Here is a 22,356-nt window from a genome sequence, read left to right as displayed (position 1 = left end):
AACGTAGCGGTGGCGGTGGCCTGCGGCCGCCTTACTCGTACTGGATGGTGAAGGTCGCCTGGCCGTTTGCGACACCAGCGCCGACGGTACCGGCCTGGGTCTGCACATAGCGGGCGCGCAGCGGCAGCGCCATGACACTGGTACCCGGCACGGTGGTGCCGACGTTGACGGTCTGGCCGAAACGCACCTCGCGCTCGGTGCTGCCATCACGCTGGACCATCTGGATGCCGATGCGGGTGGCGCTGTTGGTGGCCGCGCTCAGCTTCAGCACACCGGGCATGTTCGAGCTGTCCTGGTCGGCGTCGAGGCGGATGCCGATCTTGCTCTGGTAGGCAGCAACGTTGCTGCCCTGGCAGTTCAGGCGGATCTCGAAGTCACGATCGACCGCACGCGAACCAACGCCGGTGAACGTGGTGTTGGGCACGCTGCCGAAATCAACGGCGATGTTGCGGCTGCCGGCCTGCACTTCGCAGGTCGGGCTGACCACGGTGGTGCCCGAGCCCCTGAAGGTGGAGGTCAGCACCGGGCGGCTGGGGCCATCACCATCGAAGTAGTAGGTGGTGAAGCGACCGTTCGGTGCAATCACGCCCGACCCGGTCTGCGCGGCGGTCTTGATCAGCTGGATGCGGAACTGGCCACCGATCAGCGAGATCGTGGAGTTGGCCGCGAAATTGATGGTATGTGGGTAATAGGCCTGGATCGCGCCGGAGTCGCGGAACAGGCGGATGCCCACACCGGCCACGCCGGTCTCATAGACGTTGGCAAAGCCAGCCACCGGTCGCTTCTGCGGCGCGTTGACGTACTCGCCTGTCGAGTAGCCGCTATACCAGTAGTCACAGCGGGCAACGCTGTTCTGCTGGTTGATCGGCACGCTGATTTCCTTGATCACGCCGCCCACGGGCGTACTGGGCAGGATCACGATCTGACCCATGTCCATCTGCACGTCCTGCGCAACGAAACCGTTGACCTGGATGCGGCAGGCCGCACTGGCCTGCTGCGCCAGCAGCACGCCACCCAGCAGGGCCAACGCGGCCAGTGCCTTGCGGCCACGGGAAGAAATCATCGGCATGCTGCCTCCAGCGGGATGAAGCCGGTCTTGGACGCATCGGCGCCCGCCGGTACCTGGTAATCAATGGTGCAGCGCTGGTCGGCACCTGCGCCCCACTCGACCTGCAACTGGCCCTGGTTCTTCTCGCTGCGCACGTACAGGCGGCCACCCTGGCTGACCATGCCCACCGGCTGGCCCTGCTCGTCCTTGACCTGCGCGCCGAACGGCAGCGTGCGGCCATCGGTGTTGCGGACCTGGATCAGCAGCGCGTTGCCCTTGCGGGTATCGAAGCGCAGGTAGCTGATCGCACCGGCGAACGGTGCCACCGACTGGCTGGTGCTTTCCAGTTCGACGTCGTGGGCCATGCCCTGCGGGTCGAGGGTGACGGTGTTGAGGCGGTACGGCGACACGTACGGGACCACGGCGTAGCCGCGGCCATCGACACGCAGGCCGGGGGCGTTGCTGACGATCGCATCGCGTGCGCCCGGTGCTTCCACCAGCACCATGGTATCGCCACGCTGCGGGGTGAAGGTGAAGCCGCCAGGATGCACGACCACGCTGCCGTTGGCGCCGACCGAGGCCTGGCGGAAATCGCGCGAGTGGCTGTAGGTGGCATTCAACGCGGTGTAGCGGCTGCGGTACTCGGCGTTGCCGACTGCGGTGGTGCCACCCTCGCGGGAATCGGACAGCGCCGCGCCATAGCTGAAGTTGTTGTCGACGCCGGCAGAACCGGTGATGCCGACGCGGCTGTTGTCGTAGCCACCGCGGTCGCGCACGCCGACATCGGCGCTGAACGACACCGGGTGGGTACCACGGCCCAGCGGCACGCTCATCGACAGCAGGTACTGGGTATCGGAACGGCCGAGCAGGCCTTCTTCGGTACGCAGCGCCGAGAAACCATAGTTCACCGAGCGCCAGGCGTTGTTGTAGCCCACCTGGTACTGCTTGGAGGTGCCCGGGCGATCGTAGAAGTCACGCACCGAACCGGTCACGTACAGTGCGCCGCCACGACGGCCCAGCGGCTGGTTCAGCGTCACCTGGAACTGGCTGCGCTGGCGGCCGCGGGTGGTCGGATCGATGCCGCGCTTGTCCGAATCGCGCCCATACAGCGCGTCCTGCAGGCTGTAGAAGCCTTCGGTCGAATAGCGGTAGGCGGCCAGGGTCAGGTTGGTCCCGGTCTCGCCGATCATGTTGCTGTAGCTCAAGCGCACGCTGGCACCGGTGTGGTTGCCGTAGTGGTCGAACGTCGTACGTGCGTGGGTGACGTCGGCGGCGAACGCGCCGACCGGCGTGGACAGGCCGACGCCGTACAGCAGCGACAGGTAGCCATCGCTCAGTGCACTGCCGCCGTACAGGGTCAGCTGGTTGCCGATACCGCGCTGGTAGGTACCCTGCACCAGCCACGGCTCATCGGCCAGCAGCTTGTTGCGCACCTGGCCGGCCGTCAGCGAGTAACGCGACACGCCTTCGCGCAGCATCTGCGGCACCGAACCGAACGGCACCTTGAATTCGCGGCGGCGGCCATCGGCCTCGATCACGCTCACTTCCAGGTCGCCGCCGTAGCCGGTCGGGTACAGATCGTCGATGACGAAGCTGCCCGGCGACACGGTGGAGGAGTAGATCAGCTGCTGGTTCTGGCGCACTTCAACGCGTGCGTTGGTTTCGGCGATGCCGCGCACGACCGGCGCATAACCGCGCAGCGAGTCGGGCAGCATGCGGTCATCGCTGGCCAGGCTGGCGCCGCGATAGCCGATCGAATCGAACAGTTCACCGGTGGTGTAGGCCTCACCGATGGTGAGCATGCCGCGCACCTGCGGGATACCGCGCTGTGCGTAGGTGGCGATGCTCTGCCAATGGCGGCCGTCACCCTCGGACCAGGTCAGGTTCGAGTCGTGGCGGAACTGCCAGCCGCCCAGGTTCAGGCCGGCATTGAGGCCGAGGTAGGCACTGCGGTTGCGCTGGCCACCTTCGACGCGGCTGTCGCTGTTGATCGCATTGAAGCTGTAGCCGACGAAGCCGGCATTGATGCCACGGTCCCACAGTGCCGGATTGACGTAGCCGCGCGCCTCGCGGCGCAGGAACACCTGCGGAATGCTGAGGTCGTAGCGCAGGTTGCCGCTGTCATAGATGCCGTAGGCGTTGCTCATGCGCTGCTGCACCGGCACGCAGCTGGTCTTGTCGGCCGGCACGGACGGGTCCTGCTGCAGCAGCACGGCCTCGCTGTCCACGCCCATTTCTTCCAGCATCGGCAGCGGCAGGCAGGCGTCGACACGGCCCTGCGCATCGGCCTTGAACTGCAGATCGCGACGGCCCTGCCAGGCACCGTTGACGTAGACGTCGACGCGATAGGTGCCGGCCACCATCGGGTTGCCGTTGCTGAAGGCCGCCAGATCGACCTGCTTGGCCTGGCCAGACAGGAAGCTGGAGTTGAACTGGGCCGATTCCGGTGCACGCGCATTGGCCGCACCACTCTGCGCCATCAGCGCCTGTTCGCCGAGATTGGCCGGGGCAGCCAGCGCCCATCCTGGGCAGGCCACGCCAGCAACCAACAGGCAAAGCGCCTGATGGATCGACAATGTCAATCTGTTTCCGATCACACTGACATTCCTTCAATTCGCCGCACGGCGGCGGTGGCGGGATGCGCAGGCCATGAGCCAGCGCGGCGCGTTCAGCCCCCGGTGCTGCCGAGGCGGATGGTGTGTTCCACCCGGCCGCCGTAGTCGTTGATGGTGATGAAGCGGACCTGGTTGGTGCCCGCCGGTGCGGCGAACTCCAGGCTCTGCTTCGGCGCAACCATCGCGCCCTTGTCCTCGACGGCCTTTTCACTGCTGCCGGTCACGGCATGCACTTCAGCCAGCGTGACGTGGAAGGGGCTCGGGTTTTCCACCCGCAGGCGGTCGCCATTGCGGGTCCAGCGCAGCGCTGCCGGTGCGTCGTTGGCAACGCCCTTCAGGCCCTGCGGCCGGTAGAAAAGCTTCAGGCGCGAACGAAACGCGACCTGCAGGTAATTCTGTTCGCCACTGTTGTCGGCGTTGTCCGGCGACGGCGGCACATCCAGCACGTTGAGCCAGAACACCGACTCGCGGTCGGTCGGCAGCTGCGCGCCGGAGAAGATCAGGCGCAGCGCCTGGCTGCGGCCCGGCTCGACGCGCGCGATCGGCGGTGTCAGCACGAACGGTGCATCGCTGGTATCGGCGGTCTGGTTGGCGTCGCCGCTGTCGATCCAGGCCTGCACCAGCGCCGGCGAATCGCCCACGTTGTCGACCTGCACGGTGACTTCGCGCGCCTGCGCCGGATAGATCACTCGCGTGCCGTTGACCACCACGCCGGCCAGTGCGTTCTGGCAGAAGGGCAGCGTGAACGCTGCCAGCAGCAGCGCCCGGGGAAAGATTGCTTTCATCGGAAGTACTACGCTCGAGGTGTGTGGCCAGAGGCCGCGGAGCATTGGCCGGCGCGTACGCCGGCCAATGCGGGTACGGCTACGATCAGTTGTAGATGATCGTGTACTTGACGCTGCTGGTGACGTCGCCCGGGGTGGCGGCGGCAGTGGCGTAGTACTCAGCGTAGTAGCTCAGGTCGGCCGAGCCGTCGGTGCCGACGGTGACCCACTGCGAGTTGGTCTGGGCCAGGCCAGCGCCGGCTGCCTTGATCGGCAGGACCTGGTTGTTGGAGCCCAGCAGCTGCAGCTGCACGTTGGTGGCAGCGTTGGCCGAAGCCTGGTTCAGCAGGCGGCCGGTGTTGAAGTCAACGGTCGAACCCGGCTCGAAGTAGGTCGCGACGTTGCCGGCGCTGCACTTGGTCAGGTTGATCGCGAACGGGGTACGACCCGCAACGGCACCGGCATTGGCCAGGGTGTTCTTGGACACGGTCGGCAGGTTGACGGCGAAGTCCTTGCCGCCCGGGGTCGAGATGGTGCAGGTCTTGTCGGTCACCTTGCCATTGAAGGTGATGGTGCCGTCGGCGGCGTTGGCGGCCAGCGGAGCGGCGGCCAGCATCACAGCGGCGATGAGATTGATCTTGTGCATTCGCTTTTACCTAACCCTACTGAAGAGATGAGAAGTAGAGGAGGAAGCAAGGAGCACTGCCGGGCTATCAGGACCCATCCTTGCGTCTCACCTGTGGCCGGACTCGGACATACCTTCCCCTGAATCCGTGACGCAAGTATAGGCACAACTGTGATGAAAGTCTCATTATTTTTCTGAACGACGGTTTATTGACGCCTCAAGTGTGACGTGGTAGCCGAAATCGAGTCAGCGGGGGCGAGCGGTCACCCGCAGCCTTCGCGGAGGCGGCTGGCTGCGCCGGGCGCGCACGCAAAAAGTCGCCATTTCTCCCTGAAAAACAGCTTTCTTGATGCGCATCACTCTTTCTCGGTGATGGCCCTAGCAGATTCGGATTTGTCCTATTAAAGCCGGGTCCAACCTGTCGCTAACTAGGAAACACCGAACGAACCAGAGAACGTGTCATGAGGAACTCCATCCTGCTGTGTGTGGCCCTGATGTCCGTCAGTGCGCTGGCCCAGGCCAGCAGCGGCAGCATCCGTTTCAGCGGTCACATCGCTGAGCCGGGCTGCACGACGAACCTGTCCCAGGGCGAACTGAGCCTGGCGGCCTGCCCGCCGTCGGCCAAGGGCTCGACGGTGGCCGTGACGGCGCTGGCCGATGGCCAGGCCGCGACGCTGCGCGATGGCAAGCGCCAGGGCCAGAAGCTGTCGGTGTCGGCCAGCGCGATGCGCGCCGGCGATATCGCCTTCTCCGAACGCTACAGCGTGCAGGCTTCGAAGCAGCAGCCGCTGCAGGGCGCCTACCTGGTCGTGGTCGACTACCTGTAAGACCTGCAGCAGGCCGGCGTTACTCCGGCTGCGGCAACTCGAAGACCTGGCGCAGGTATGTCAGGTAACCAGGGTCGTCGCACATGCTCTTGCCCGGCGAGTCGCTGAGCTTGGCGACCGGCTGGCCGTTGCAGCGGACCATCTTGATGACGATGTTGAGCGGCGTCGGACCCAGATCATTGGTCAGATGGGTGCCGACGCCGAAGGCGACCTGGCAGCGACCACGGAAGTAGTCATACAGGCGCATCACCTTGACGATGTCGAGGCCATCGCTGAACACCAGCACCTTGCTGCGTGGATCGACCCGGCGCTGCTGAAAATGCGCCAGCATGCGGTCACCCCAGTCGAACGGATCGCCCGAGTCGTGGCGCACGCCGTCGAACAGCTTGCAGAAGTACATATCGAAGTCGCGCAGGAACGCGTCCAGGCCGACCACGTCGGACAGCGCGATGCCGAGGTCGCCGCGATATTCGCGTGCCCACGATTCCAGTGCCGCCACCTGCGAATCACGCAGGCGCGGGCCGAGCGCCTGGAACGCCTGCAGGTACTCATGAGCCATGGTGCCGTGCGGAGTCATGCCATACAGGCGCGCGAAGTGTACGTTGCTGGTGCCGACCAGCTGCGGGCCGAGCGCATCGCGCAGCAGCGGCAGCAGACGGGCATGCCAGTCACGCGAGTAGCGGCGGCGGCTGCCGTAGTCGGCGATGCGGCACTGCTCGAACCCCGGGGTATCACGCAGCAGCGCGGCCTTGGCCTGCAGGCGGCGCTCGCCCTCGGCGAAGTCGGCGGTGGTGGTGTTGCGGAACCAGACTTCGTTGATGATCGCCAGCAGCGGCACTTCGAACAGGATGGTGTGCAGCCAGGGCCCGGTGATGTCCAGTTCGATCTCGCCGGGCACGGTCTTCGATGCGCGCAGCTGGATGTACTTGCGGTCGAGGTGGAACAGGCCGAGGAAATCGGCGAAGTCCGGCTTCACGAAGCGCAGGCCACGCATGTAGTCCAGCTCCGCGTCGCTGAAACGCAGGCTGCACAGGTGGTCGATCTCTTCGTCGATCTGGTCGATGTAATGGGCCAGGTCGATGCCGGGCGTGCGGCACTTGAACCGGTACTGCACCTGGGCGCCGGGGTGCTGGTGGAGCACCGCCTGCATCATGGTGAACTTGTACAGGTCGGTGTCGAGCAGGGACTGGATGATAGGCATGGGGCGGATTATGCGCCCGGCGGAGTGAACCGTGGGCGCGCCCGCCCTCCGTAGAGCCGAGCCCACGCTCGGCTGGATGTGTTGCCTGAGCCGAGCGTGGGCTCGGCGCTACAGCGCCTTGCGCAGCAGCTTCGGCACCAGCATCAGCGCGTGCGCCCAGATCGCGCCCCACACCGCTACCCGCACCGGCAGCGAACGCTGCCTGGCCTCGAACTTCTGGAAATAGCGCCACAGGCCCTTGTGCTTGTGCCATTCCACGAAGAACGGCCGCGAGCGGCTGGAGACGCCACGAACGTGGGTGACCTGCAGGTCATTGGCGATCGCCACCACTGCTCCGGCTTCGCGTGCACGCCGGCACAGGTCCAGGTCTTCGGCATGCAGGCGGTAACCGGCGTCCCAGCCACCGATACGGTCGAACAGCGCGCGCGACATCATCAGCAAGGCACCGGACAACGCCGGCACCCGCTGCAGTGCCTGCTGCGGGTCACGCGGAACGGCCAGTTTCGAGCCCTTGCCCGGCGAGCGCAGCATCAACAGGAAATCCGGGTCACGGCGGCGCACGGCCTCATCGGCCTGACCATGCTCATCCAGCTGTTCGACACCCAGCAGGCAGTCACCGAGGGCGTCGGCGCGGCTGCGCAATCCGGCCAGCGTATCCGGCTCGACCATCAGGTCCGGATTGATGAAGGCCAGCCACGGGCTGCTCGAATCGGCCACGCCCTGGTTGTTGGCGGCGGCAAAGCCGGGATTGTCCGGATTGCCGACGAAACGCACGCGCGGGTCGTGGCTGGCATGGCGCTGCACGATATCCAGCGTGCCATCCATCGAGCCATTGTCGATCACCCGGATCTCGGCCACGTCCTGCGCCTGGCGCAGACGCGAGAGGCAGGCGTCGATGGTGCTGCCGCTCTGGTACGTGACGACGATGGCGGCAATGGCAACATTCAAGCAGGAGGCTCCGGCGCGGAAGACGAGACGAACAGGTCGCCCTGCTCGGCCGGCATTATCGCCTGCCGCATGCGCTGCTGCAGATCGGCGCGCAACCCGTGCAGCGGATCGTGCATCAGGAAATCGGCCAGTCGCGGCACCCAGGCCGGCCAGCGCGCGGCCAGGGCTTCAAGATCGCCATCGCGGCTGACGGCCTCCCCTGCGCGGCCGACGAAGGCGGTCTCGCACAGGACGTTGCGCCAACCCAGCCCGGCCATGCGCAGGCTCAGGTCGACCAGCGCCGCGTTCCAGCCGGCGTAGCTCTCCACGTCCAGGCCGCCGGCACGCCGGCGCGCGTTGCCGCGCACCAGCACCGCGTGGGTGACTGCCGAGGGCAGCTCCGGATGCAGCACCGGCAGCGTGGCACAGGTGTGTGCCAGCAGCGCCGGGTCCTCCGGTTCGGGATTGATTTCGCCCAATCGCGGCCACGCGGCTGTTTCGCCGGCATTGCACCACGGTGTTGCGGTGGCGATGGCGGCGTCGCGGGCGAAGGCATCCTGCAGCTGCTGCAGCCAGCCGGGTGCTGGCACGCTGTCCGGCGCCAGCACGGCCACGTCCAGGCCCTCGCAGGCGCGCAGCATCTCATCCAGATGGGCGACCTCGCCCAACGGCCGCGCGCGGCGGGTGTATTCGGCCTGCAACGGCGTATGCGCCAACCAGTGTTCCACCACCGCCTGCGCACGCGGCCCGGTCTGCGCGTCATCGGCCAGCCAGACCGCGGTACCCGGCGCGGTGCCGGCATCCAGCGCGGCCAGGCAGCGGTCGAGCGCGGCATCGTCCACGCACAGCGGCAACAACACGATCGCCCCCATCCCGCCTCCGTGGTTGTCGGTAGCCACAGCCTAGCACTGGGAGGGTATCGGCCGGGTTGCACCCGGCACCCGCAGAGGCCGGAGCCAGAGCCGAAGCAACAGCCGGAGCAAAAGCTGGGTTCCTGGGGGATGGCGGGGTGGGTCCGGTTGCGGGGGACGCTGCAAGTACGTCCATGTAAGCTCGGTCGCCGCATCCATGCGGCTCACGCCCCCGCAACCGGACCCACCCCGCCTTCGACAGTTTCCTGCGATCTGTCGGGCATTGCCTTCTGTAGAGCCGAACCATGCTCGGCTCAGATGTTTCGGATCTCGAAATATTCGATTTCGATGGAGAGTCATCCACGCATGGCGTGGATCCAGCGTGTCGACCAAGGTCGACACCTACCAACAGCAGCAGGAAACTGTCAGAGGTGGGGCGGTGTGGGTTGGCAGGACCGTTGGCGCCATGGGCCCGAGGCATGCCTCGGGCGGGTTGGGCAGGACGCCCAACCCCGGTCTTGCCGTGTGCGCAGGACAGCGCACACGAGCAAGGCGCCATCGAGCCCCCAGGGACGGGTTTACGGCGTGTCCTGACAACCCACACCGCCCCGCCATCCCCCAGAAACCCGCTGTTGCTGTTGCTGTTGCTGTTGCTGTTGCTCCAGCTCCGGCTTCTGCGGGTGCCGGGCGCAGCCCGGCCGTCAACCCCTTACTTCTTTGCGCGCGGCTGGTTCAGCGGTTCCATCGCGCGGAAGCGCTGGCTGTACTCGTCGGTCAGGTTGCGCGCTTCCTGGCTGTTGCGGACGATGCTCGGCGTCAGCAGCACGATCACTTCCGAACGGCGGCTGGTGCGGCTCTTCTGCCCGAACAGTGCGCCCACCACCGGAATCCGGCTCAGGCCGGGGATGCCGCTGCTGCCATCGGTGCCCGTGTCGGTGATCAGGCCGGCCAGCATGATGGTGTCGCCGCTCTGCACCGCCGCTTCGGTCGACAGCTTCTTGGTGGAAATCCGCGGGTTGCAGTTGCGCTCCTGCGGGTTGCAGTTCTCCGGCACGTTCGAGGCGCTGCTCACTTCCTGCACGATGTCGAGGAACACCGTGCCGTCGCGGGTCACCCGCGGGCGCACCTTGAGGATCACGCCGGTGTCGATGTACTGCACCGAGCTGTAACTGCTGGTGCCGATGCCGGTGTTCACCGTGGTGGTGTTGATCGGCACCTTGTCGCCCACATTGAGCGTGGCCTCAGCGTTGTTGCGCACGAACACCGAAGGGGTCTGCAGCAGGCGCACATCGGTAACCTTGTCCAGCGCGCTCACGACTGCGGCACCATTGTGCCCGGTGAATGCCCAGCCGAGGCCTTCGCCACCGGTCGCGGCACCGGCGAGGCTGCTCCAGGAGCCGCCGGCGGCGGCCGGCAGGGTCACGCCGGCCAATGCGCCGGTCAGCGCGCGCCCGGCCACCGCGTTGTCGAAGAACCAATTCACGCCGTACTTCAGGTCACCCTCCAGGGCGACCTCAGCCACCTGCGCCTCGATGTGCACCTGCAGCGGCATCACGTCCAGCTTCTCGATCACTTCGCGGATCGAGCGCCAGGCCTGCGGGGTCGAACGGACCAGCAGGGTGTTGGTTTCCTCGACCGCCGATACGCCGACACGGTCGCCTTCCACTTCCAGGCTGACGCTGACGTTGCCGGACTGGCGCTGCGGCAGGTTCATGCTGCCACTACCGCCGCCGCTGGAGCTGCCGCCCGACGTTGAACCGAAGTTGCTGCTGTTGTTGCTGTCCATGCCGCGGTCGCCATCGCTGCCCAGCTGCGACGGAATCGCACCGGGCGCCAATGAGCCGGGGCTGGAGCCGCCGCGGTTGCCGCTGCTGGCGAAGGCTTCGCTGAGGCGTTCGGCGAGGTCGCGTGCCTTGATGTAGCGCAGTTCGTAGGAGAACAGGCGGGCGCTGCCGCCGGCGGTATCGATGCGGTCCAGCCATTGCTGGATCTGGTCCAGGTAACGCACCTGCGGGGTGATCACCAGCACCGCGTTGGCGTTCTCCAGCGGCAGGAAGCGGAACATGCCGGCGCTGGGGGTCTTGCTCTCCTCACCGAACACCTTCTCCAGATCTGCTGCAACCTGCTCGGCCTTGCCCGACTGGATCGGGAACACGCCCACCGACATGCCCGACAACCAGTCGACGTCGAAGATCTCGACGGTGCGCATGTAGTTTTCCAGCTCGGCGCGGGTACCACCGAGGGTGATCACGTTGCGGCCGCTGTCGACGTTGACGATGGCGTTGGGGCGCGCGTACGGCTCCAGCACCTTCTTCATTTCAGTGGCGGAGATGAACTGCAGCGGGATCACCCGCACCTCGAAACCGCGTGCGCTGGCCGCCGGGGCCGTACTCGGCGCGACAGTGCCGGCCAATGCCTGGTCGGCAGCCACGATGTTGTAGCGACCACCGCTGTACACCATGCGTGCGTTGTTCCAGCCCAGCACCATCTCCAGCAGGTTCAGCGCCTGCGCCGGCGACACCGGTTTCGGCGTGGCCAGGGTGACCGTGCCCTGCACTCCCGGTGCGATCACGTAGTTCTGCCCGAGCATGTCACCGAGGATGGCCTTGACCACCGCGTGCACCGATTCCCCCTCGAAGTTGAAGGTCGCCTCGCCGGTACTGGCGCCGTGCAGTGCCGGCGCCGGCGCGCGCGCGGCTTCGCGGTTGATCATGGTGCCGGTGCCGCGGCGGATGACCGCCTGGGGCGCGCCCTGGCTGTCACGGGCGGCATCGGCAGCCACTTCCGCCGCCTGGCCGGCATCGGTCGTGGACGTCAGGTTGCCTTTGCGCTGCACGTGCGGCGCGGACACCGTGCTGCAGCCAACCAGCAGCGCGAGGGCAAAGGACCAGGGAAGGAAACGCAGGTTCATGCATTCACTCTATCGGTTGGTGCCATCGCCCGGGGGCGGCGACGGTTGTTGCTGCTGCTGTTGCTGCAGCTGGCGGCGGCGGGCCTGGATGCGTTCGCGGATGGCCTGCATCTGCGCTTCGCTGGGACCGTTGGTGTTGGCGGGAGGCGTTGCGGCCGCCGGTGTGGCCGCCGGTGCTGCACTGCCACCTGGCGCCTGCTGTGCCGTAGCTGCAGCGGCCGGCGGTGGCGGTGGAGCACCGGCCGGCGGCGGCACAATGATTCCACCCGCCGGCGGCGCACCGTTGGCGCCGCGCAGCACGGTTGGCGGTTCACCGCCCTGACCGTTGAACACCGCCAGCTCCAACACCTGGTTGCCACCGGGACCGATCACGGTAGCCTGGCGTGGCGCCAGCGCGACCAGCTGCCAGCCATCAACGGCCTCACCATTGAGGCGCAGGCGCAGCGAGCGGTTCTGTTCGGTGGTAAAGGTGGCCATGCCGAAATCGCCGGTCAGCAGCACGCCGGTCAGGCGCAGCGCGGCACTGGCGGCGGGCTCGCTTCCACCGAGCAGGTAGGGCTTCGGCTTGCGGTCCTCGGCGAACAGCGGGCGTTCGCCGATCGCGCTGTAGCTGTCGGCACTGGCCATGCGTTCGGCGGCAAGCGACGGCAGGCCGGGCAGCGACGGCGCCGCATCGGCATTGCCATCGGCGCCCGGCAACTGGCTGCCGAGGCCGAAGCCGGTGGCCAGCCAGACCGCTGCCGCCCAGCCCGCCAGGGCCAGCAGGAAACCGGTGCGCAGGCTGATCTGCTCAAGTTTCATCGGCCACCTCCTGTCCCTCGGCCGGTGCATCCGGTACCGGTGCCGCTGCAGGCGGCTGCGGGGTGGCGGCCGGCCCGGTTGCGGGTGTTGGCGTGGCCCCTTCGGCCGCAGCGCCCGGCAGCAGATAACCGGCCAGTTCGAAGGACACATCCAGGCCCAGCCCGGATTCGTTCGGCGATTGCTGGAAACGCTGTGCGATCAGGTTGAGGTTGTCGACGAACAGGCGCGGGCTGCCGGTTTCCAGGCTGTGCAGCACGGTGGCCAGTTCGGCCACACCGCAGCGCAGGCGTACCTGCATGGCAACGCGCACGAACTCGGCATCGCGACGGTTGTCGGTCAGCGGCGTGCGGTTGCTGATGGTGCAGCTGCGGTTGCCCGGGCTGGCCATCGCCACGGCATCCTGCAGCTTGCCCCCCAGCGCGGCGGCGGCGGCTTCGGCGGTGGCTTCACGCAGGAAGCCCGGCCGCTGCTGCAACGCTTCGCGGGTAGCGCGCAGGCGCTGTTCGATCTGCGGCTGCTGCTGCAGCTGCGCCTGTACACGCTGCTCGCGCTCGCGCAGGGCGGCGACATCGGCATTGATCTCACGCAGCGGCTGGGTGAACCAGGGGTGCACCAGCAACAGATAGGCCAGGCCGAGCACTGCCAGGAGCAGTGCCAGTGCCAGCCAGCGGTCACGGCGCGCGCTTGGCATCGGCATCGGCCGCCTCCCCGTTCGCAGCCGCCATCGGCTGCAGTTCAGCGGTCATGGTGAAACGGTCACGGCCACTGGCGGCACCGTCGGCCTGCAGCACGCCGGTCAGGTTGACCTTGCGCCACTGCGGCGCGTCCTGCAGCAGCTGCACCAGCTGCGAGGCCTCGCGGCTGAGCCCGATCAGCTGCAGGTTGTTGTTCTCGATGGCCAGCTTTTCCAGGTAGGTGCCCTCCGGGAGGCGCCGGGTCAGTTCATTCCAGATTTCCACCGTGCCGGCACGCTGGCTGCGCTGCTTTTCGAGGAACGCGGCACCGTCGATCAGCCCCTGCAGCTGTGCACGTTCGCTGGCCACGCCACGCGCACTGCGCGCGCTGCGTTCAACCTGGGCACGCAGTTCATCGGCGGCGGCGCGGCGGTTGTCGAGCAGCTGCACCGCGGCCAGCACCAGCATCACCAGCGCGGCCAGGGCCAGCAGCAGGTTCCAGCGCCGCATCGGGTCTGGCCGCAGCTGGCGCTGCGCGGGCGGTAGCAGATTCACGTGCAGCGGATCACCCTGCGCATCGATCGCGTCGACGGCGGCCAACGTATCGGCCCACTCGCCCACGCTGCCACGCCAGGCGTCCAGCTGGCGCAGCGGCCAGGCGATCAGTTCAACCTGCAACAGGCCTTCACCGGCGCTGCCCAGTTCACGCACGTCATAGCTGACCTGGCTGGATTCGAATGGAGTCTGCCGGTCGATCTCGAAGCCGACCACCGCGCGCAGGCGATCGGCCGCCGCCGCCGGCAGCCGAAGATGGCGGCGCAGCACTTCATTGGCCGGCAACAGCCACACCCGCGGCAGGCTGCGCAGGCGCGGCTCCAGAACACGGTCCAGTTCAGCCGGCGACAACGGCCACGGCAACGTCGCCACCGCTTCGCGGCGTTCGCCGGCCTCACGCCGGACCTGCAGCTGGTCACCCTCGCGCTGCAGCAGCAGGCGCGCCTGCGCCCAACCCAGCGCCCACTGCCAACGTGCCGGCACCCACGCCAGCAGCGATTGCCGCCACCAGCGCAGGAAGCGGCCAGCGCCCGGGCCGATCCGACCCTGAACCTGCCGCAGACTGTCCTGCCAAGCCGTCATCTTGCTGTCATTCCCTGCTCCCAGCGAAGCACTGTGTAGGACCGCCCGGGAACCCCGCCCGAGCCGTTGCGTACCACTGCCTGCAGCACCGACCGGCGTCCGCTGCCGTCGATGACACGGGACTCGATACTATAGGTGCCACTGCTGCTGGCAAGCGTTGTCGCACCCGCAGCGGTATCGGCATCACGCTCCTGCTGGGCACGCTGGGCCAGCACGGTGTCGGCATCCAGCCCCAATGCGGTCAGCACCGGCGCACTGGCAAACTGCGGATCCGGGCGTGCCTGGCGGCTGTACAGGGTCAGGTGCGGCAGCATCTTCTGGTACAACGGCCCGGGCATGCCAAGCACCCGCTGCAGTTCGCCCAGAGTCTCGAAACGCTTGTTGCGCGGGCCATACGGCAACCCGGCCGCGGCATAGTCGGGTGCCTCGGCACCGCCACCGGGCTGCAGCAGGCTGTCCTCGTCGCGCCAGTCGACGATGGCACCGGCCAGCTGCCGTGCGGCTCCTTCGTCTTCGCCCAGCGCCTTGAGGAAAGCGGTCAGCAGGGCCACATCGGCCAGATTCAGGTTGATCTTGCCGTTCTCGTCCAGCACCTTGATCTCGATGCTGGCGTCATCGAACGTCCAGCGATAGGTACGGCCATCGGCCCGCCACGGGGCCCGCTGCGGATCGGCGGACAGGCGCATCAGCGCATATTCCAGGCCGGCCCGTGCACGCTCCTGGCCGCGCGCGTCGTCATCCAGCACCCGCTGCTGCAGGTGCTCGACCCGCGCGCTCAGTGCAAAGGCGCCGACCAGCGCAGTCATCAACGCGATCAACCACAACACCAGCACCAGCGCGGCGCCACCTTGCCGGTTCATCGCGCACCACCGCTGCCACCGGCACGCGGTGCGACCACCAGCACCGGCCACGGCGCGCCCTTGGCCGGCACGATCTGTACTTCCACCAGCATCGGCAGGCGCCGCGTATCGTCCCAGCGCGGCAGCCAGTCGGTCACCTGGCCGGTGCTGGCGTCAATGCCGCGATAGCGCAGTTGCACCGACTTCAGGCCGTCCACCAGCACTTCCGGTGGACGCGGCGGCGTCTCGGCGATGCGCTCGCCCTCCTGCAGCAGCACCAGGTCCAGCAGCAGGCGCTGCTGGCCACTGCGGCCATCCACCTGCAACGCGTGCAGGTACGGTCCGCCGCGGCCGAGATAGCCGGGCAGGTCGGCGGCGAACAACATGCGCTGTTCTTCGCCCTGGAAGAACATCGGCTCACGGGTGGGGTCGGGTACTTCCAGCGGTGTGCGCAGCGCGCCGGCCAGCTGCCGCCGCAGCAGCGCCTGCACCGCGCGCATGCGTTCGCTCTCGGCAGCGATCTGCTCGCCGCGCTGGCTGACCGCCATTGCCGAGCGCACGCTGGCGAACGCCAGCGCCAGGCCACCGGCCAGCAGCACCGTGGCCAGCATCACCTCGATCAGGGTGAACCCCGCAGCGCGCCGCTTCATCGCGCGCTCTCCAGATCCGGCGGCAACAGGCGCAGGCTGCGCCAGCGCAGTTGTTCGCGCTCGCTGTCGCCCCAGCGCACCTGCAGCTGCAGCTCGGCCAGCCAGGGCGCACCCGGCGACTGCGACTGCACCACGCTACCAGCACGTGGCTCCACCCACGGCTGCACCTGCAGTTCCCAGTGGTAGCGGCCCTGCTCCCAGTCGCCCTGCTGGCGGCCGACCTGCAGCGGTGCAGCGACACCGGCTTCGGCCAGCAGCGACTGCGCGTGCAGCACCGCACGCGTGCGCAGCCCGGCCTCGCGTACCTGTTTCGCACCACCGGACAGGCTGCCCAGCAGCAGCGTCAGCGCCAACCCGAGCAGGGCAAAGGCGATGATCACTTCCAGCAGGGTGAAGCCACGCGCACGCCGCTTCATTGCGCCCGCCATGGGCCGGAGCGCACTTCGCCGGTCAGCCAGCCAACATCGATGCGCCACTCGGCACCGTCGCGCTGCAGGCGGATGCGGCCACCGCTGGAACCACCATCGGGATGGAACTCGATCACGCCCTGCCCTGGCGCGGTGGCCAGCTGCGCGGCGCCTTCGAACTGCACCTGCAGCTGTGCCGGCACGTCACCATGGCGCTGGTTGGCGCCTTCCCAGTGGCGTCGCGCCGGTTCGATCACGAAGCGCTGCGGTTCGCCCCGGGCGATCGCCTGCGCCCGTACCACCCGCAGCTGGTTGGCGATGTCCTTGCCGGCGCTGCGCAGTTGCATGCCAGCGAAGCCACGTGACAGGCCGGCAGCAGTGATCAGGCCAATTGCTGCGATCAGGGCGATCACCAGCAGCATTTCCAGCAGCGACAGGCCCGCTGCGCGCCTGCCGTGCAGGCGCGGGCGAGGCAGCCGGCGCGGCAGGAAATACGTCATGCAGGATTACGGCTGGTAGCGGATGTCAGCATCGACGCTGCTGCCGCCGGCCTTGCCATCCTTGCCGAGGCTGATCAGCTCGTACGGCTGGCCTTCGCCCGGCGCACGGTATTCCAGCGCGTGGCCCCACGGGTCGTTCAGGTCAGCCGGCTTGGCATACGGCCCCAGCCAGCCACCGACACCCGCCGGTGCGGTCACCAGATCGTTGAGCGAGCCGGGCAGCTTGCCGGTATCGATCTGGTAGTTGTCGACCTTGGATGCAACGGTCTGCACCTGCGCCTTGGCGATGTTGGCCTTGCCGCGATCGGCGCCGCCCAGCACGCGGCTGGCGACCAGGGTCAGCACCGCACCGATCAGCACGATGACGATGATGATTTCCAGCAGGCTCATGCCCGACTGGTTGCGCGCGGCGGTGAAGGAAAGGCGGATCGGTCGACGGGAAGCAATCATGGTCGGTCCTTTCAGTTGCGGAGTGTCGGGGTTGCGTAGGGATCCATCGTCAACCGATGGCATTGGTCAGGTCATACAGCGGCACCAGCACGGCAACGATCACCGCACCGACCACCGAGGCCAGCACCAGGGTGATCGCCGGCACCATAGCCGCCAGCAGACGATCGATGCGGCGCGCGCTGTCCTGTTCGAAGGTATCGGCCGCCTTCAGCAGCATGGTATCGAGTGCACCGGATTCCTCGCCGACCTGGATCATCTGCAGCGCCAAGCGCGGGAAACGCTTGCCGCGCGACAGCGCCAGCGACAGGCCGGTACCGTTCTTCACTTCGTCCGCGGCTGCTTCCACATCGGCGGCCAGCGCGCGGTTGCCCAACACGTTGCGGGCGATGCCCAGCGCACCCAGCAATGGCACGCCATTGCGCAGCAGGGTGCCCAGCGTGCGTGCCAATCGTGCGGTCTCCAGTTCGCCCAGCAGGCGGCCGATGCCGCGCCGCTGCAACAGCCAGCCATCCAGCGCCAGGCGGAACACCGGTTGCCGCGCCTTGCGTTCGAAGAACAGCGCCAGCACGGCGGGCACCACCAGCAGCAGCACCCACCAGTCGCGCACGAACAGGCCCAGCTGCAGCACCGCGTTGGTGAACCACGGCAGCGCTACATCCAGGCTCTCGTACATCTGCGCGAACTGCGGCACCACATAGCCGAGCAGGAACAGCAGTGCACCGCCCACTACCACCAGCAGGATGGCCGGGTAGACCAGCGCGTTGATCACCTTGCCCTGCAGTGCACGACTGCGTTCAAGGTAGTCGGCCAGCCGCTGCAGGGTGTCGTGCAGGCTGCCACCCGCCTCGCCGGCACGCACCATGTTCACGTACAGGCGCGAGAACAACCCATGCTGGCGCTCCAGCGCAGTGGACAGCGGCGCACCACCGCGCACCACGTCGCGGATGTCGGTGATCGCACGCCGCGAACGTTCGTCTTCCGGCAGGCCGAGCAGGATCGACAACGCGCGGTCCAATGGCTGGCCGGCACCGAGCAGGGTCGCCAGCTGCTGGGTGAACTGCAGCAGTGCCGCGCCCTGCAGCGGGCGTTGGCGGAACAGGTTGCGCCAGGTGCTGCCGCCGATCGCGCCGCCGTCAGCCAGCTGCGTCTCCATCGGCAGGTGGCCCTGGTCCTGCAGGCGCGCGACCAGCTCGGCCTCGCTGGCCGCTTCCATCTGCCCGTCGAAGATCTCGCCGTGCGTATTGAGCGCCTTGTAGCGGTAGTTCGGCATGTCAGCCCCTGCGTCCTGCGCGCATCAGCTTTCCTCGGTCACGCGCAGCACTTCCTCGATGGTCGTCTGCCCGCTCAGCGCCTTGGACAGGCCATCCTCGTACATGGTGCGCATGCCGGCTTCGCGGGCGATGCGCTCGATCTCGCCCATGCCATCACGGCGCATCACCGCACGCCGCAGCGCGTCGTTCATCACCAGGAATTCCATGATGGTGGTGCGTCCCAGGTAGCCGGTCGGTGCCAGCGCCGAGGGTTTCGGGCGGTACAGGTGGATCGGCCCCTGCGGCTGCAGCCGGCGCAGTTCGAAGCGTTCGACTTCTTCCGGCGAGGCTTCATAGCGCTCGGCGTGGGTCGGTTCCAGCCGGCGCACCAGGCGCTGGGCAAGGATGCCGTTGATGGTGGAGGTGAGCAGATAGTCCTCCACCCCCATGTCGAGCAGGCGGGTGATGCCGCCGGCTGCGTTGTTGGTATGCAGGGTGGACAGCACCAGATGGCCGGTCAGCGCCGACTGGATCGCGATGCGCGCGGTTTCCAGGTCACGCATTTCGCCGATCATGATGATGTCCGGGTCCTGGCGCACGATGCTGCGCAGGGCATTGGCGAAGTCCAGCCCGATCTGCGGCTTGGCCTGGATCTGGTTGATGCCCTCGATCTGGTACTCGACCGGGTCTTCGACCGTGATGATCTTGACGTCGGCGGTATTGAGCTGGCTCAGCGCGGTGTACAGCGTGGTGGTCTTGCCCGAACCGGTGGGGCCGGTCACCAGCAGGATGCCGTGCGGCTGTTCCAGCACTTTGCGGAACTGCGGCAGGAAGACATCGGTGAAGCCGAGCCGGTGGAAATCGAAGACCACGGTTTCGCGGTCGAGCAGGCGCATCACCACGCTTTCGCCGTGTGCGGTCGGCACCGTGCTCACGCGCAGGTCCAGTTCCTTGCCCTGCACGCGCAGCATGATGCGGCCGTCCTGCGGCAGGCGGCGCTCGGCGATGTTGAGCCGGGCCATGATCTTGATGCGGCTGATCACCGCAGCGGTGAGGTTGGCCGGCGGGCTCTCGCCTTCCACCAGCACGCCGTCGATGCGGTAACGCACCTTCAACCGGCTTTCGAAGGGTTCGACATGGATGTCCGAGGCACGCAGCTCTACCGCGCGCTGGATCACCAGGTTGACCAGGCGGATCACCGGCGCTTCCGAGGCGAGGTCGCGCAGGTGTTCGATGTCGTCCACCGCCCCACCCTCACCGTCGGCGGTCTCGACAATCGCGCCCATCGCACTGCGGCCCTGGCCGAACCAGCGCTCGACCAGATCATCGATCTCCGCGCGCATGCCCAGCACCGGCGTCACTGGTACGCCCAATGCCAGCTGCACGGCCTGCTGCGGATAGGGATCGTGGGCATCGGCCAGCCACAGCCGCACGCCCTGTTCATCCAGCGCCAACGGGCACACATGGAACTGCTTGAGGAAGCGCACCGACAGCGGCAGGCCCTCGGCCAGCCCCTGCGGCGGTGCCTCGGGCAGCTGCTTGCCCTCCAGCAGCGGCAGCCCCAGCACCTCGGCGCTGGCCTGCGCCTGGTCACGCTCGGAGACCAGCCCCAGCCGCACCAGCAGGCCGAGCAGGCTGCCACCGGCTTCGGCATGCAGCGGCCGCGCCCGTGCCAGATCGCCTTCCTTGAGCCGGCCACGCGCCAGCAGCGCATCCAGGATGCGACCTTCGGCGGTGTCGGCGGCGGTTGCAGCAAGCGCGTTCACATGACTCTCCTGTCAATCGGTTCGACTTTAGCAGTTAAGCCGTGATTTCCGCCGCTCCTGCGCCACCTTTCGTAAAAAGACGAAGCCCGTCACACGGGATGACGGGCTTCGGCCATTCAACTACGACAGTGCGAGCTTACTGCGTGGCGAGAATGCTCACCCCGTTGTAGGCCGCTTCACCCACCACCTTGATGTAGTAGGTGGCCGCCACCGGCTTGGTCACCCGCACTGTCTCGGAGGTGCCCGGACGGGTCGACTTGGCGTCGTTGTCGCTGGCACTGGGCTCACGGCCTTCAGCCACGTAGACCGAAACATTGCCGGTGCCGCCGTAGGTGATCACGCTGAACTGCTTGCCGGCGGCCGCTTCGAAGCTGTAAAGCTTGCTGCTGCCAGCCGCACCGGACAGACCGCCGATGGCCGCCTTGTTGGTCAGCGGCGTGGCCACCGGTCCGCAGTTCTCGGTGCACGGCTCTTCCAGTGCCTTGGCCAGCGCGGCCTTGGCGTCGAGGATGCCGGTACCGATCGGGGTGGCCGCCGGGATGGCGACCGGGAACGGACGCGCGGTTTCCTTCAGCAGGGTGCGCATGGCCGCCGGGGTCAGCGGATCCTTGCCCTTGGCGATCAGCGCGCTCTGCACCAGTGCAGCAACGGCGGCCACATGCGGCGAGGCCATCGAGGTGCCGCCCATGCCCATGTAGCCAGGCGTACCCGAATCCGGCGTGGTCGCCGCATTGGAGCCGGTCTGCCAGATGTAGCCACCGGGATTGCCGTCGACGCTGCCACCGCCGCCCGGGCCGGACAGATCCACGCGGGTGCCGTAGTTGGAGTAGTAGGTGATGCCGCCGGTGATACGGGTCGCACCCACGGTCACCACGCCTTCGCAGCTGGCCGGACGGTACTTGGACGCGTTGTCGGTCTCATTGCCGGCCGCCACCACCACCGTGGTACCGCGCGAGATGGCGCCGTTGATGGCGTCCTGGTAGGTGCTGCCGCAGGCGCCGCTGCCGCCCAGGCTCATGTTGATGATCTCGGCCGGGTTGGTGTTGGCCGGGATGCCGGTCACCGTGCCACCCGATGCCCAGACCACCGCGTCGGCGATGTCGGACAGGTAGCCGCCGCACTTGCCCAGCACGCGCACCGGCAGCACCTTGGCCTTGTAGGCGACACCGGCCATGCCGACGCCATTGTTGGTCTGCTCGGCGACGGTACCGGCCACATGGGTGCCGTGCCAGGAGCTGTCCTCGGCCAGCGAGCCGTCGTAGCACTCGTTGTCGTTCTCCACCCAGTCGCCCTGGTCAAGCGCGCCTGGCACACGATCATTGGTCGGGCGCCGCGAGGTCTCGGCGTCGCTGATGAAGTCGTAACCCTCCAACAGGTTGCCAACCAGGTCCGGATGCTGCGGCAGGATGCCGGTATCGATCACCGCCACCACGATGCCTTCGCCCTGCGAGACATCCCATGCCGCCGGTGCGTTGATGCCGCCGACCGCATTGTGCAGGTGCCACTGGTTCTGCTGGTAGAAGGGATCGTTCGGCACCAGTGCCGGCTGCACATCGCCGGCACGCAGCTCGGTGCGGCGCAGCTTCACGTCGGCTTCGGCGTACTGCACCGACGGGTCGGCCTGCAGTTCCTTCAGCACACGCTGCAGTTCGGCCGGGGCCAGGCGGCCCTGCACGCGGATCAGGTCCGCACCGGTAGCGAGCTTGCGTACCACCTGCGGGCCGAGGGTACTGGCACGTGAGGTACCGCCGGACAGGCTGGCCCGGGTCAGCGCCGACTGCACGCTGGACAGCTTCGCCGAGCGGTCGGTGGCGGCAGCAGCGCCGGCCCGGTACTTGACGATGATGCGCTCGGCGCCCGGTTGGGCGGTGCTGGCCTGGCGCACCGGCTCACGGGTCGGCAGGCCGGCGGCGTGGACGGCACCGACAGCCGTCATCGACAGCACGGCGGCGGCAAGCACATTGATGCGAAGGTTCTGCTTCTTGATCACGTCGAAATTCCTCTTCTGGGTCATGGTTCGAACCAACACTGCGGCCATCATTCCTTGACGACTCCCGGCCGGCCCAGCCGGGATTGCCGTGACCTCCCCCCAGGCCCTCACTGCAGGTGCTGC

Annotated in this window: 20 protein-coding genes; 1 reads left to right on the top strand and 19 read right to left on the bottom strand. The window is 67.5% G+C overall.

The features are described from left to right. Positions 1-31 precede the first annotated feature (31 nt). The 4 genes from SMAL_RS02880 to SMAL_RS02865 form a co-directional block, all read right to left on the bottom strand. Positions 32-1,069: a fimbrial protein gene (locus SMAL_RS02880; protein WP_012510025.1), complete on the bottom strand. Its 1,038-nt coding sequence runs from the start codon at positions 1,067-1,069 to the stop codon at positions 32-34. After that, the gene (locus SMAL_RS02875; protein WP_050767026.1) at positions 1,060-3,624 is read right to left on the bottom strand and encodes a fimbria/pilus outer membrane usher protein; all 2,565 of its coding nucleotides are present in this window, start codon (positions 3,622-3,624) and stop codon (positions 1,060-1,062) included. The genes SMAL_RS02880 and SMAL_RS02875 overlap by 10 nt, the downstream gene beginning before the upstream one ends. 92 nt (positions 3,625-3,716) lie before the next feature. Beyond that, positions 3,717-4,448, bottom strand: coding sequence for a fimbrial biogenesis chaperone (locus SMAL_RS02870; RefSeq protein WP_012510023.1), 732 nt, complete (start codon positions 4,446-4,448; stop codon positions 3,717-3,719). Between the two features lie 85 nt (positions 4,449-4,533). Next, positions 4,534-5,073 carry a fimbrial protein gene (locus SMAL_RS02865; protein ID WP_004143031.1) on the bottom strand — a complete coding sequence of 180 codons (540 nt, stop codon included), beginning with the start codon at positions 5,071-5,073 and terminating at the stop codon, positions 4,534-4,536. Between the two features lie 440 nt (positions 5,074-5,513). On the opposite strand from SMAL_RS02865, the gene SMAL_RS02860 reads away from it, so the two are divergent. Next, a complete protein-coding gene (locus SMAL_RS02860) occupies positions 5,514-5,879 on the top strand; it encodes a hypothetical protein (protein ID WP_004143030.1) in 366 nt (121 codons plus the stop codon). 19 nt (positions 5,880-5,898) lie between these two features. On the opposite strand, the gene pncB is transcribed toward SMAL_RS02860, so the two are convergent. The 15 genes from pncB to SMAL_RS02785 form a co-directional block, all read right to left on the bottom strand. Next, positions 5,899-7,080, bottom strand: a complete 1,182-nt coding sequence (gene pncB, locus SMAL_RS02855) for a nicotinate phosphoribosyltransferase (protein ID WP_012510022.1) — start codon at positions 7,078-7,080, stop codon at positions 5,899-5,901. Between the two features lie 108 nt (positions 7,081-7,188). Continuing rightward, on the bottom strand, positions 7,189-8,028 hold the full coding sequence (locus SMAL_RS02850; RefSeq protein ID WP_012510021.1) for a glycosyltransferase family 2 protein: 840 nt from the start codon (positions 8,026-8,028) through the stop codon (positions 7,189-7,191). Beyond that, complete coding sequence (locus SMAL_RS02845) at positions 8,025-8,879, bottom strand: glycosyltransferase family 2 protein (RefSeq protein WP_004142973.1); 855 nt, start codon at positions 8,877-8,879, stop codon at positions 8,025-8,027. The genes SMAL_RS02850 and SMAL_RS02845 overlap by 4 nt, the downstream gene beginning before the upstream one ends. A 688-nt stretch (positions 8,880-9,567) precedes the next feature. Then, positions 9,568-11,769 (bottom strand): type II secretion system secretin GspD, encoded by a 2,202-nt coding sequence (gene gspD / locus SMAL_RS02840; RefSeq protein WP_012510020.1) that lies wholly within the window; start codon positions 11,767-11,769, stop codon positions 9,568-9,570. A 9-nt stretch (positions 11,770-11,778) separates the two neighbouring features. After that, positions 11,779-12,570 (bottom strand): hypothetical protein, encoded by a 792-nt coding sequence (locus tag SMAL_RS02835; protein WP_012510019.1) that lies wholly within the window; start codon positions 12,568-12,570, stop codon positions 11,779-11,781. Beyond that, the gene (gspM, locus tag SMAL_RS02830; RefSeq protein WP_012510018.1) at positions 12,560-13,267 is read right to left on the bottom strand and encodes a type II secretion system protein GspM; all 708 of its coding nucleotides are present in this window, start codon (positions 13,265-13,267) and stop codon (positions 12,560-12,562) included. Before gspM ends, SMAL_RS02835 begins: the two co-directional genes overlap by 11 nt. Then, positions 13,242-14,381 (bottom strand): PilN domain-containing protein, encoded by a 1,140-nt coding sequence (locus SMAL_RS02825; RefSeq protein ID WP_012510017.1) that lies wholly within the window; start codon positions 14,379-14,381, stop codon positions 13,242-13,244. Before SMAL_RS02825 ends, gspM begins: the two co-directional genes overlap by 26 nt. After that, positions 14,378-15,241 carry a type II secretion system minor pseudopilin gene (locus SMAL_RS02820; protein WP_004142842.1) on the bottom strand — a complete coding sequence of 288 codons (864 nt, stop codon included), beginning with the start codon at positions 15,239-15,241 and terminating at the stop codon, positions 14,378-14,380. The genes SMAL_RS02825 and SMAL_RS02820 overlap by 4 nt, the downstream gene beginning before the upstream one ends. Further along, positions 15,238-15,870, bottom strand: coding sequence for a type II secretion system protein J (locus SMAL_RS02815; RefSeq protein WP_012510016.1), 633 nt, complete (start codon positions 15,868-15,870; stop codon positions 15,238-15,240). The genes SMAL_RS02820 and SMAL_RS02815 overlap by 4 nt, the downstream gene beginning before the upstream one ends. Then, a complete protein-coding gene (gene xpsI, locus SMAL_RS02810) occupies positions 15,867-16,286 on the bottom strand; it encodes a type II secretion system protein XpsI (RefSeq protein WP_012510015.1) in 420 nt (139 codons plus the stop codon). The genes SMAL_RS02815 and xpsI overlap by 4 nt, the downstream gene beginning before the upstream one ends. Further along, positions 16,283-16,777 carry a type II secretion system protein XpsH gene (gene xpsH, locus SMAL_RS02805; protein WP_012510014.1) on the bottom strand — a complete coding sequence of 165 codons (495 nt, stop codon included), beginning with the start codon at positions 16,775-16,777 and terminating at the stop codon, positions 16,283-16,285. The genes xpsI and xpsH overlap by 4 nt, the downstream gene beginning before the upstream one ends. A gap of 6 nt (positions 16,778-16,783) precedes the next feature. Next, entirely contained in the window at positions 16,784-17,227 is a 444-nt protein-coding gene (gene gspG, locus SMAL_RS02800) for a type II secretion system major pseudopilin GspG (RefSeq protein ID WP_004142831.1), read from the bottom strand. Between the two features lie 49 nt (positions 17,228-17,276). After that, a complete protein-coding gene (gene xpsF / locus SMAL_RS02795) occupies positions 17,277-18,497 on the bottom strand; it encodes a type II secretion system protein XpsF (protein WP_004142828.1) in 1,221 nt (406 codons plus the stop codon). Between the two features lie 24 nt (positions 18,498-18,521). Then, positions 18,522-20,243 (bottom strand): type II secretion system ATPase GspE, encoded by a 1,722-nt coding sequence (gene gspE, locus SMAL_RS02790; RefSeq protein ID WP_004142827.1) that lies wholly within the window; start codon positions 20,241-20,243, stop codon positions 18,522-18,524. Between the two features lie 136 nt (positions 20,244-20,379). Further along, positions 20,380-22,233 (bottom strand): S8 family peptidase, encoded by a 1,854-nt coding sequence (locus SMAL_RS02785; protein ID WP_012510013.1) that lies wholly within the window; start codon positions 22,231-22,233, stop codon positions 20,380-20,382. Between the last annotated feature and the right edge of the window lie 123 nt (positions 22,234-22,356).

Source organism: Stenotrophomonas maltophilia R551-3, assembly GCF_000020665.1.
Taxonomy (GTDB): Bacteria; Pseudomonadota; Gammaproteobacteria; order Xanthomonadales; family Xanthomonadaceae; genus Stenotrophomonas; species Stenotrophomonas maltophilia_L.
Note: the sequence above shows the minus strand (reverse complement) of the source record. Positions and strands in the feature narration are given on the sequence as shown.